Origin of the sequence: Clostridioides sp. ES-S-0190-01 (assembly GCF_020658275.1) — a bacterium.
Taxonomy (GTDB): domain Bacteria; phylum Bacillota; class Clostridia; order Peptostreptococcales; family Peptostreptococcaceae; genus Clostridioides.
The window spans coordinates 366983-379878 of record NZ_JACVWA010000039.1; the positions used below are offsets into that span (position 1 = coordinate 366983).

Annotated in this window: 12 protein-coding genes and 1 pseudogene; all 13 read right to left on the reverse strand. The window is 26.4% G+C overall.

Annotated features, from left to right (window positions below):
- Window positions 1–197: 197 nt before the first annotated feature.
- Window positions 198–419, reverse strand: a complete 222-nt coding sequence (locus IC214_RS15675) for a hypothetical protein (RefSeq protein WP_227434056.1) — start codon at window positions 417–419, stop codon at window positions 198–200.
- 505 nt (window positions 420–924) lie between these two features.
- A complete protein-coding gene (locus IC214_RS15680; RefSeq protein ID WP_227482177.1) occupies window positions 925–1905 on the reverse strand; it encodes an SPASM domain-containing protein in 981 nt (326 codons plus the stop codon).
- A 163-nt stretch (window positions 1906–2068) separates the two neighbouring features.
- Complete coding sequence (locus tag IC214_RS15685) at window positions 2069–2935, reverse strand: metallophosphoesterase (RefSeq protein ID WP_227863013.1); 867 nt, start codon at window positions 2933–2935, stop codon at window positions 2069–2071.
- Window positions 2936–3104: 169 nt separating this feature from the next.
- Window positions 3105–3656: a helix-turn-helix domain-containing protein gene (locus tag IC214_RS15690; protein WP_227434053.1), complete on the reverse strand. Its 552-nt coding sequence runs from the start codon at window positions 3654–3656 to the stop codon at window positions 3105–3107.
- A 20-nt stretch (window positions 3657–3676) separates the two neighbouring features.
- Complete coding sequence (locus IC214_RS15695) at window positions 3677–4579, reverse strand: glycyl-radical enzyme activating protein (protein ID WP_227866799.1); 903 nt, start codon at window positions 4577–4579, stop codon at window positions 3677–3679.
- Between the two features lie 14 nt (window positions 4580–4593).
- Window positions 4594–6966, reverse strand: coding sequence for a formate C-acetyltransferase/glycerol dehydratase family glycyl radical enzyme (locus IC214_RS15700; protein ID WP_227866800.1), 2373 nt, complete (start codon window positions 6964–6966; stop codon window positions 4594–4596).
- A gap of 189 nt (window positions 6967–7155) precedes the next feature.
- Entirely contained in the window at window positions 7156–7839 is a 684-nt protein-coding gene (locus tag IC214_RS15705; RefSeq protein ID WP_227866801.1) for a hypothetical protein, read from the reverse strand.
- 254 nt (window positions 7840–8093) lie between these two features.
- A complete protein-coding gene (locus tag IC214_RS15710) occupies window positions 8094–9476 on the reverse strand; it encodes a sensor histidine kinase (protein ID WP_227866802.1) in 1383 nt (460 codons plus the stop codon).
- Window positions 9470–10183 (reverse strand): LytR/AlgR family response regulator transcription factor, encoded by a 714-nt coding sequence (locus IC214_RS15715; protein WP_227434048.1) that lies wholly within the window; start codon window positions 10181–10183, stop codon window positions 9470–9472. The genes IC214_RS15710 and IC214_RS15715 overlap by 7 nt, the downstream gene beginning before the upstream one ends.
- A gap of 183 nt (window positions 10184–10366) precedes the next feature.
- Window positions 10367–10495, reverse strand: a pseudogene (locus tag IC214_RS21205) (zinc ribbon domain-containing protein); the annotation flags it as partial.
- A 12-nt stretch (window positions 10496–10507) separates the two neighbouring features.
- Window positions 10508–10942, reverse strand: a complete 435-nt coding sequence (locus tag IC214_RS15720; RefSeq protein WP_413926668.1) for a transposase — start codon at window positions 10940–10942, stop codon at window positions 10508–10510.
- A gap of 416 nt (window positions 10943–11358) precedes the next feature.
- Window positions 11359–11913 (reverse strand): DUF2812 domain-containing protein, encoded by a 555-nt coding sequence (locus IC214_RS15725; protein WP_227482173.1) that lies wholly within the window; start codon window positions 11911–11913, stop codon window positions 11359–11361.
- 101 nt (window positions 11914–12014) lie between these two features.
- Window positions 12015–12806, reverse strand: a complete 792-nt coding sequence (gene zupT / locus IC214_RS15730; protein ID WP_413926670.1) for a zinc transporter ZupT — start codon at window positions 12804–12806, stop codon at window positions 12015–12017.
- Between the last annotated feature and the right edge of the window lie 90 nt (window positions 12807–12896).

The following is a 12896-nucleotide window of genomic DNA, read 5'->3' on the forward strand; positions in this document are numbered from 1 at the left end:
TTACATTTTTGAAACAGCCAAAGTATTTTATAATGACAACTATATTTGAGGATGTGAGGGAGAGTTGCCATTATAAATTTAGGGTAATTATATTATGTTTTAAGCTAGTTCTTTCTATATTTCTATAATACATTACATATATGAATTTTATATGATATTTGTATAAACAACATATGAAATTATATATTTTAATTATATTAAATCTTATTATTACATTTACTGCAACAATACTCATAGGTCTCTACATTATTTGGAATATTTACAAATACAAATTCTTTACAGTTGTCGCAATACTTTAATATAGATATAGTTCCACAAGTGTAACATTCAAATGTCACACACTCCTCACACTCTTCTATTACTTCAAATTTTTTACTATGTTCACCACACTCTGGGCACTTGCGATTATTTACATTCATAAATACTCCTCCTTATTAGTATAGTTAAAAACATGTCAAAAACTTAATCAAATGTATTTTATATTACTTATTATATATTCTATAATAAATCATATTCCTAGATAATAAAACAAATTAAATAAAAAAAAACCATAAATTTTAAATTTATGGATTAATTCTTGTAATGATAACTCTATTTGAGGATGTGAGGGAGGGTTATCATTACAATAGGGTATTATATTATGGTTTTTAAGCTAGTCTTTCTATACTCTATATAATACATCTGTTATATGAATTTTATATGATTTTTACATAAATATTTTATGAAGTTTAAATTTTTTGACTAATTTTGTATCTGTAAAAAGTTCTCTAAAAATCCATAACATCATAAAAATCCAACATTTAAGTAAAACATCATAAAAAAATTTGTTCAATAATCTTAACAAGTTACATCACCTCATTAACGATTATTAACACAAAACTAAACAATCAATCATAAATTATTCCTAAAACTTAATTTTGATAATTATTGATATACAATCTCTTGATTATCAATCTTATTTTGCATTTCTAATAAAATTTCTTCAACTGAATTGTCAAATATATTGCCTAAATAGACTCTTTTTTCTTTTTGAATGGAATAAGATTTTACACTGCCATCAGAAGAAATATATACATGGCTCCATTCTGCACCATATTTTGAAAATCTTTCTCTTATATCTTTAAACCTCATATCTTCTATTTTTATTGCTCTTCCTCTAGCTCCCCTTACTACTGTATGCCCTCTTTTTATCAAACTAGTTATTTTTATATCTTCTTTTAATTTAACATGTATGTTATCATTCTCTGAATATACATTCCATATTACTTTATGACGATAATCATCTAATTCTCTTATCAAACTTCTTTCAATAGTAAAACTATCTTTAGTTACTATAATTAAATCAAAATGGTCTAACATATATTGAAATACTTCTTTCATATCTTTGTTTTTTAGAATACCTTCACCAATAACTTCTATAAACCTACACCCTTTTTCATACATACACTTTAATAAACTTATAACTTCAGAAAAATATTGAACCCTATTGTCATTACCATCTATCTCTATTGTAAAGTATAAAGGTGTAAGATATACTTTATTTCCTGTTATCTCAAAAACACTTGATAATGTTTGTTCCTCATCTTCAAAGGTTAAATATTCATTATCATAAAACATAAAAAATTCCATAACCTTATCTCTCATGTCAGGGATATTTCTATATCTGTTGGATAATATATCTAATATATCTTTAGTAGTATTTTTCCCATCACATTCTGCTAGTACAACAACTTGCTTCCAACTTAAACTATCCACACTTCCTATACTTTTTTCATATCCATTTGCCTCATCATAAATAGGTCCAATTATGATATTTTCTTTTGGCCACATATGAACTCTAGTTCCATCTTTTAATTTCGGATATTTGTTTTTTACAGATTCATAAAATCTAATTATATCACCCATGATTTTTAACTACCCCCTATATTTTAAATATTACATGCTAAAAATAACAATTTATTTACATTAATTAAATAATTATTAAAAATTAATAATTGTATCTATTTAATAGGGTTTTACACCAATTTTATATATATGTCATTGATGTTTATATACACAAAAAACCTTATTAATTAGACTTTAATGTAATTCTTACTACTTCTGGTTTACAATTAAGTCTAATGAGAACTTTTGAACCTCCTAAGCCTTTATTTAAAACCATAGTGCTACTACCTTTTTCATATTTTCCCCAATCATACTTAGGAAAAAACTCTCTATTTGGAGATAGTACACCTCCAATAAAAGGTATTCTTATTATACCACCATGAACATGACCAGCCAGAACTAAATCAGCTCCCCATTTTACATATTTTTCAAAGAAAAATGGTGTATGAGCTAAAAGTATATTATACTCATTTTCGTTTATTTTACCTAACTTATCTTGTACAAAACTGTCACGCAATTCTAACTTTTTATTATTAGCAAAAAAATATGGATAGCATTCCAATGGTATGATTAAACCATATAGATTAATATAACTATCTCCTTTATATATTCTTACAGATTCATTTTCCATATTTATTATTTTTTTTGAATACAATTCCTTAAAATAATCCCTATATAGATGTTTGTATTTTTTTATTAAAGATTTTTGTTCATGATTTCCAATTATATGGTACACTTCATATTTTTTTACTAAATTATCAATTAAATCTAATGCAATTTGAAAATTTTTATTTTCTCCATCAACTAAGTCTCCTGTTATAAATATAACATCTGGATTTAAGGATTCAATTTTATCTATCAATGTTTTATTATTGTTTTTATCAAATACCTTATTATGTAAATCACTTACTTGAACTATTTTAAAATCATTAAATTCTTTTGGAATTTTTTCATTAAATATGGTATATTCTGTTGTTTCTATATGTTGAGTCTCATACTTATACAGAATATATAAGATTGCTAATACTAATACTGTCAATATAACTTTCATAATCATATATTCTTCCTTTTTATTATATTTTATTAATATTATTATAATGCTTTTATGTTTATTTTAAAACAATAATGTTAGTACATGCATACAAATCTTTTCGACATTATAAAAATAAGTTATCCATTTTGGTAATAAATATTTATTCCCAAAATAGATAACTATAAAATTATCTATAAACTTCTATATTATGAAATACAGTTCTTCCGTTATTTAAATTTTTATATAAATGTTCTAGTGTTCCATCAAATCTAATTGAATGTCCAGACTCTAAAATATAAGTTTTTCCATCTACATTAAGTTCAAGTTTACCTTCTATTACAAGTACATACTCTTCCAGAACATGACTATGTGTAGATGAAACATGAGTACAATTTGCTTCAAGCTCAATTATAAAAAGTTCAAACCTCCTTTGAGGGCTAAAAGGATATATAGGATACAACTTCATATTGCCTTGTTGTTCAATAATAGGTTCTACATCCTCTTTTTTTATAACCTCATAAGTGTTTGTATTTTCATTTAACAGTGTCGTAAAGTTTATTTTGAATCCAGATGAAATTTTCCATAAGGTAGATACAGTGGGGCTAGATTCACCTCTTTCAATCTGCCCCAGCATTGCTTTACTAACTCCTGTCATCTTTGAAGCTTTATCTAAACTTATACCCATATCTTGTCTTAATAACCTTAAGTTTTCTCCTACATTAGGAAATTTATTATCCATGTTAAAATCCTCCTGATAGCCTATTTGTATTCTATGATTTTTACTCCTGTAAGCTCTACTATCTCTTTTAATTTTAACATATGGCTATTGCAAATTTCATCAAATTCATACATATAATCTTCAAGCCCTAATGCTTTATATTTATCAAGTCCAAATTTATGATATGGAAGTAATTCCATCTTTCCACCTAAAACATTTTGCTTTACAAATAATGCAGTGTTTCTTATATTTTCTTCACTATCATTCACTCCAGAAATAATTGGTACTCTTATAACCATAGATTTGTTTAATTTTGAAAGTCTACATATATTTTCTAATATTATCTCGTTACTTACTCCTGTATATGCTCTGTGAACATTATCATCCATAGATTTTATATCTACAAATATATGGTCTATTTTTTCAAAGACATCCTTCACTTTATCCCACTCAAAATATCCACAAGTCTCAATTGCTATGTTTATACCTTTATTATAAAAAGCATCAACTAATTCTCTTAAAAATTCAATTTGAAGTGTGGGTTCTCCTCCAGAAAAAGTTACTCCTCCGTTAGACTCAAAGAAAAATATAAAATCTTTTTCAACTTCCTTTACAATCTCTTCAACAGTTATTTCTTCAGTCATTATACAGATAGCATCATTAAGACATGTTTTAACACATTTTCCACACAAATCACACTTATCATTTATTTGACTTCTGTCAAATAATGAACTTATATTTTGAGGACAAACATCTGTACACCTATTACAAGATATACACTTATCCTTCATGACTCCTAGTTTTACTATATTGCTCCATGAATCTGGATTAGAACACCACTTACATTTTAATTTGCATCCTTCTAAAAATATAGTAGTCCTTATTCCATCACCATCATTTACTGAAAAATGTTGTACCTTTACAACTTTACCTTTTTTACTCATAATCTACCTCATAATTAAAATTTACTGTGTGAGTTTCTGGCTATTATAGCATCTTGCATCTCTCTTGATAAATTAACAAATTGAGTACTATATCCAGCAACTCTCACTAATAAATCTTTATATTCTTCTGGATTTTCTTGAGCTTTTAATAAGACATCATTTGATATTGTATTAAATTGTACGTGGAATCCACCTAGTGCAAAATATGATTTTACCATAGAAGTTAGATTTCTAAGCCCTCTTTCTGTTTCAACCAAATCTTGATTAAATCTCAAATTTAGAAGTGTTCCTCCAGTGTGAACATCATGATTTATTTTTGATGCAGATTTCATAGCTGCCAATGGACTTGTTGTATCAGTTCCAACAAATGGAGAAACTCCTTCTGTCAAAGGTTTTGTAGCTTTTCTTCCACATGGAGTTGCACCTACTATTTTTCCAGTTGGAACATAGTTTGATATACCCATAAATGCACTATTAAATTTAGAACCAAAAATATCCTTATATTTTCTAGTTTCACTGTAATAAAAATCAGAAACTTCAATAGCCAATGAATCTACATAATCATTGTCATTTCCATATTTAGGAACATCTAAGGCAAGTTTTCTTAATTCTTCATAGCCTTCCCAGTCATTATTTAATGCTTTTGTTAACGCTTCTAATGTAGTCACCTTATCTTCAAATACTAATTTTTTTATAGCTGCCAATGAGTTTGAAACTACACCTAGACCTATGCCTGTTAAAACAGGTCCTATATTGTATTTTGCCCCACCTTTACTTAAATCAATACCTTTATCCAAACAACCATCTACACAAGTAGATAAAAATGGTCTTGGTACTATTTCTTTATGAATTTGTTGAGCAACAGTAGTTCCTATAACAGAATTCTTGATAAGATATGCTAGTTGCTTTAAAAACTCTCCTTTAACTTCTTCAAAAGATGCAAATTCATTGATATTTTTTACATCTAACCCCATTTTTTCTCCAGTTAATCTACTCTTCCCTTCATTCATAGCATATTCTAGTGCTGCTGCAAAATTAATATTTACTGCTGAAGTCCATTGACCTGTCTTTCTAAAGTGAGGAACTACACAACCACAATTGCTCCAATCTCTTGCATCTTCTGCATCATATCCATCTTGAAGTAACATTTGTGCCCCTGCACTATCACTGTGTATAGCAGGAAAACCAGTACCTTGTTTTACTAATTTCGCAACTGCCATAACAAAATCATCTGGTGCTCCCTGACTTATTCTAACACTTAAACCTGGTTGATGAGTTTTTACACTTTCTGTTGCCTTTAAACACATATATGAAATATCATTCGTTCCATCAGTTCCATTTCTCTTTTTGCCACCAACAGTAAGGTTTTGAAATTGGTTGTATCCTGCAAAATAATTTGCTGTATTTGCTGATATTGTCCATACCCACTCTGATAGCTTAATCCATAGAGCCTCTATCAACTCTTGAGCCTCTGATTTAGTTATATTTCCTTTTTTAGTATCTTTTTCATAATATGGATACATATATTGGTCAAATCTACCTAAGTTCAATGCTAATGGATTTTCAGATAAAACACCACCTAATTGCACAAACCATACAAATTGTATCGCTTCATAAAAACTGGTTGGAGGATTTGCTGGTACATTCTCACATACTTCTGATATTTTTATAAGTTCTAACTTTCTTTTTGAATCTTTCTCTGATTCACTCATTTCTTTTGCAAGTTTTGAATATCTATTTGCCAATGTCATGATACCATCTGCAACAATAGAAATAGACTTATAGAAATCTATTTTTTCAATATTTTCTGAAATTGATATATCTAATTCTTTTATCTTCTTATCTGCTTCTTTCTTTATCCCCTTATATCCTTTTACAAATAGTATATCTTGATAATCTGGAGTTACTTCCCCTACTGCCTGTCTCCACTTAGAATCATTATCTATTATTCCTGTATCTACCAATATCTTAGCTGTATCTTCTGGAATTCTTGCTAAAAAAACTTCTTCCAAAGATTTACCCTTCCAATATGGAAATATCTCTTTTCTTATAAATTCTATTTGCTCTTTTGATATGACATATGGGTCTTGAGTTCTTTCATCAAAAGTATCCATTTCCTTATCTACCCATTGCCAAGAAAATTCTGGTGTTAATATACCTGTTCTTCTAAATTTACCAGCTGTACCTACAATTAATTCATTCTCAAATATTTTTATAGGAAGTTCTTTGCATGCATCTAAAAAGGCTTTCGCTCTTCTTATACATATGGCTTCTCCCTCAGTCTTTTTATGTGATTCTGTAAAAATTCTAGCCCTTTCACAACATATCATAGGTTTAGAATTAACGTATTCTTGTCTAAATGCTTCTATTCTATCAGTTTGACTCATTTAAAATCCCCCTTTGGATAATATATATTAACTTTTGTATGTTATAACATACTTTAATTATATTATACTGTCCTTTAACATAAAATGGCAACCACAAATAATATATTTTTGAATAAAAAACATTACTAAAGATAAATATGAATTTTATTTTATAATTTATTTCTAACCTGTCATAATTTATTTATTACATTAATGACTTGAAATATCAAATTCATATTCTAAACTCAATTTTAGTACTTTAGTAGATTTTTTAACTTTGTTAACTTCAACATGTATATCATTCATATAGGGAAGTTCTACAGAGCCTACACCTTCATTAAATATTTTTATAACTTTATCTGAAAAATCTTTCTCAGTTAAATCAGTATTAGTTAATGACTTAAATATGTTGTACATAAATTTAATATATTTATCACTTTCAGCTAACTTTTTATTATCAGGATATTCTTTAGCACAGAGAATATCTACTACTGATTTTCCTTTTTTGTTATCTTCAGACATAGAGTAAAATAAACTTCTAATATCTTTTTCAGGTGGCTTTTCAAATCCATTTATAGAAACTACAAAACTTCCATCTGAATTTGAATTAACTACCTTATAACCACTATCCGTTATAGCCTTTGAAAATTTTTGAGATAAATCTTTTTTAACTTCTTCCAATCCTTCTACAGTACTAGCTTTTTTTGAGTAATCCTCAAATAATTTAATAGAGTCATTTTTTTTAGCTTCAATTGAGTTGTTTGATGAATTTTCACTAGCTTGCTCTGAGTTATTTAAATCTTCATTGGATACAGTTGTTGTGCATCCTACCATTAAGCTTGAACTTATACTTAAAATTACTATCATAGCTAAAATATATTTTTTCGCCTTCATATATATTTTCCTCCATTGTATTTCTACTTTTCAAGTTTTTATTAATTACATCCTGTATTACAATATCTTGTATTTTTATTATTTTTATGGTTAGTTTTTCAATATATATCACCTTTCTTTGTAACTAATTCTTATAATTAAGATTAGTAAAATTATAAATTTCTTTATGCTTAAAAATAAGGATGTTATCTTTTATTATTAAAAAGATAACATCCTTATTTTTAAGTATCAATATAGATGCCCCAACTAGTAACTTAATCGACCCAACTGTCAGCATCTTGATTCAATGGTATGCATATATTTAGTATAAATTTGTCTTTCTGATTTTCAAATAATAATTCTCCATTATACTCTTGTAAAGACGATTTAATACTTTGAATTCCTATTCCATGTACAAATTTATCCATCTTATCTGTTAACAGTATATTTTTATTAGAAATAACATTATTTGCTTTACTATTCTCACATTTAAGTACAAAAAATGATTTTGTTATAGTTCCTTTAATTCTAATATATCTATCAATATTTTCATCTGATATTTTCTCACATGCTTCTATTGCATTATCTAAAATATTGGCAAATATGCTTGACACATCTATGGGTTTTATAAAATCAACTTTTGAAAAGTTTATGTCACAAATAAATTTAATTCCCTTTTTGGCAGATATTTCACTCTTCTCATTGATTATAATGTCTAATATCATGTTTCCTGTATTATAAATAGATTTGAACTCTCTAATTTCATCTTTTAAATTATTTATATATTCATTAATTTCTTTGCCATCATTTTTAAGATTATCTATACAGCAAATATGATTGTTTATGTCATGATAAAGCTTCTTAACCCTCATATGAGATTCTTGAATACTTAAATAATGAGTATATTGCATATCTAACTTATTTTTTATTAATTCATTCTGAGATTTTAATTTATTATCTTTTATTATTTGCCTAAACAATAATATAAGAACAATGGTGCTAGCTCCTATTATCTTTGGATTTACAAAATTCTCAAAATAATATGGTTCTGAATGTAACCATCTAAACCGTTCTAATATTCTTGATATATAGACTCCAATTATATTCATGGTGTTAGCCATTAGAGCAAATAACAAATATACATAATTCCTTTTATCTTGGCTAAGCAATTTAAATCGATTATACAGAAAACTAAGTATCATATATACAAATATAATAAGTAGATTACTGTATATGTAAACCTTTATATTATCAGAATCAGATGCCAAAAGCCACTCTTTAGATGAAACAAAATTACCTGTAACTACAAAAAATAAAATTCTATCTACAACATCTTTAAAACAATCATAATAAATATTAAATAGGAAAAAGAAAATTATAAATTTAATATATCCTATGTTGTAAAAATAATTATAATATATCGCCCATACAATAAATACTACAACATCAATCAAATAGTACATATTATTAATATAATTTTCTTCTATATTAAATAATCTAGTTATTTTAACTATAATATAAATTAATCCCAATAAAGTATAAAATACTATTTGTTTGTCTTTTTTATTATCTTCTTTATAAATTAATATCCTTTTCAGAATAATAAATCGTACACATATAGATACAATTAATAATAAATCAGACATAAAATTTAACATATTGTATCACCAAGAAATTTCAAAAATTTTTCCTTAACCTCTTTATATCTATATCTACTAATAGGTACTTCTTCTCCACTTTCTAAAATAGCAATATTGGGCTTTATATTTTCTACATAACTTAGATTAACTATAAAGCTTTTATGACATCTTACAAATTTATCTAGTTTTAAATCTTTTTCTATTTTTCCTAGACTATACTTTACTCCAAAACCCTTATTTATTGTGTGTATTAACATATCTTTTTTTTGAATTTCTATATATTTTATTTCATTTAAATAAATCTTGTATGTATTAGACTTGTTCTTTATTACAATGTAATTACTTTTATTTGTTTCAATATCTTTAATACAAGTTAATATATGTTTTTTTAATTCTTCTAATTCTATGGGTTTTAACAAATATCTATAAGCTCTTACTTCATATCCTTCTTGCACATAATCTATTAAAGAGGTTATAAATATTATCTCCATTTTATTATCTACTTCTCTAATCTTTCTTGCAGTATCCATTCCATTCATTTGCTCCATTAGTATATCAAGAAGAAGTATATCTATATCTTTTAAACTCACTTTGAGTAAATCTTCTCCAGAACTATATTTTTGTATTTCATACTCTACATTAATAATTTTTAATATATTATAAAGATATTCTTCTATTAAACATTGTGTTTCTTTTTCATCTTCACAAATTGCTATCCTAATCATAAGTTCCTGCTACTCAAAATATGGTCAAATATATCCATATAGAGATTTTTCCTTTTTCACTGAACCTCGCCTTACCTAAGCGACTACGATTTTGTATAGTTCTCCAAAGGCTTAAATTCCGAAGTTAGCCCTCCGTGCATATATAAGCACTCTTGAACCACGTGTGTGCGAATCAATTTGATTTTAAGCTAGCTTATATTTTTTAGTATTTTTAAGATTAATACTTGCATTTAAATCCCTATCTATAGATAATTCACATTTGTAAACTCTATCTTTGAGTTTTAAGTTTCTTTTAATCTCTCCACACTTACTACAAGTCTTTGATTATGGATAAAATCTATCTGCAACTCTAAGTTCTATGCAATTATCCTTACATTTAGATGTTAGTTTGGTTCTAAATCCATAGAGTTTTTGACTCACAATAGCTTTTGATAAATGCTTATTTTTCATCAAGTTAGAAACTGCTAAATCTTCAATTACTATATAAGATGGCTTGTTTTTCGCTATCTCGCTTATAGTTTTATTTATATAATCAGTTCTTATATTAGCTAATCTTTGATGAAGTTTTTGTACTTTGACTACTTGTTTTTGAATATTTTGACTAGTAGCTCTCCCTTCTTCTATTTTATTTCTTATTTTTAAACTTTCATATTTCCTTGAAAGTTTTATCAGTTCTCTTTTTAACTTCTTTTCAACTTCCTCATTATCTCTAATCTTTTTCTTGTATTTTCTTAATCCATATATGCGACAACTAATCATCTATTATCATTCCTTTAGCACTAGCATTATTGTCTGAGAAATTCAACCTGATTTTTAAATCATCTTTTTAATTAGAAGTTGAAACCCTTGTATAAATGTTTATAGTGTTTACTCATACAATCACACTTTTCTGTGATTGTATTATACTATATTTGATTATATTTAAATATATTTTTATTTTCTAATTACAACGCCTTATACACTTTCTTATTACACACTATTGAAATTTTTTAATTGATATATTTAAATGTGATTTTAAATATCCGATACCTTAGAATAACATTTTTAAATTATTCTTATCAATACTCAAGATTTAAATAAAATCTAAAAGGTTATAACTGATACGAATATATATAAAGAATAACATTTATTGATAAAAAAAGTGTCTCAAAGTCATTTTGAGACACTCTCCATCTTTATTTAGTTAATTTTTTAATCCTTAAGTAATACATTATTCTTCTATATAATTGTACCAAATACAAAATTAATAACATAATTTGCAATGCGATAGTACAAATATCTACTCCATAACCATTAAATAAATTTCTTATTTCAGTGAACAATAAATATATAAAAATAACTACTAAAATAGTAAATAAAAATACATTCATGAATAAAATTGATTTTACTTTGTCTTTTTTATCCAAATCACTATATAATTTAGGAGGTACATCTTCATATATTTTACTCCATACATACCATGAAGATGTACCTATAAAACTACCAATGCTTCTAAATATAAGATTCCACCCTCTATACTTATGTTTATTAAAATAATCTTCCTCAGCATCATAATAATAATCAATGGCATATTTTATTTTTCTTGGAGTTCCTTTATAAAAATAAAATATTCCTCCAAATTTACTTATCTTATATAAATTATATCCTTGTTCTTCCATATCTTCTAACCATTCTTCTATCCTATCAGGTGAACTATACCAATCAAATTTAAACTTCATTTTCTTTTCCATAAAATTCACCTCCAAAATGATATTTTTGACATATGATAATCTGTCTTAATAATTATATCATTTTGATATTAATTTTAGGTTACAATTGGATATCTAAAAATCTATTTAAATAGCAATAAACTAATAGCCATAACAACCATTCCTGCAATTAATCCGTAAATTGATAGATGATGCTCACCATATTCTCTAGCTGATGGTAATAGTTCATCAAGTGATATAAATACCATAATACCTCCCACAAGAGCAAACACAATTCCAAGTGTAGTGTCATTTAGAAAATTTCTAAGAAGTACATACCCAATAATTGCCCCTAAAGGTTCTGACATTCCAGATAAAAAAGAATAATAGAAAGCTTTCTTTTTATCTCCTGTAGCGTAATACACTGGTACAGATACAGATATTCCTTCTGGTATATTGTGTATAGCTATTGCTATAGCTATTGGTATCGCTATTGTAGCATCATCAAGCGCCGATATAAATGTAGCTAACCCTTCTGGAAAATTATGAATTGCTATAGCCATTGCTGTAAATATCCCAGTTCTTAAGAGAGATTTATTTTTTTGTATATTTTTTTCATCCAAATTTTCCATTTTCTTTATCTCATGAGGATTTTCTTCTTGAGGAATTAACTTATCAATAATTGCAATGATAGCCATTCCTGCAAAAAAAGCTATTACAGTTGACCAGCTTCCTAATTTTTCTCCCATAGACTTTGTTAGAGCTTCTTGTGCCTTAGGAAATATTTCTATCATAGATACATAAATCATAACACCAGCAGAAAATCCTAAACTTACAGAAAGAAATTTAGTATTGGTCTTTTTAGCAAAAAACGCTATACAACTTCCTATTCCAGTAGACAAACCTGCAAACAAAGTTATTAAAAACGCAAACATTATATTACTCAATTAAATCACCTTCTTATTAATTGATATTGATTATCATTTTCTTTTATAGTATCATATCTTTTTTTTATAGTCAATATT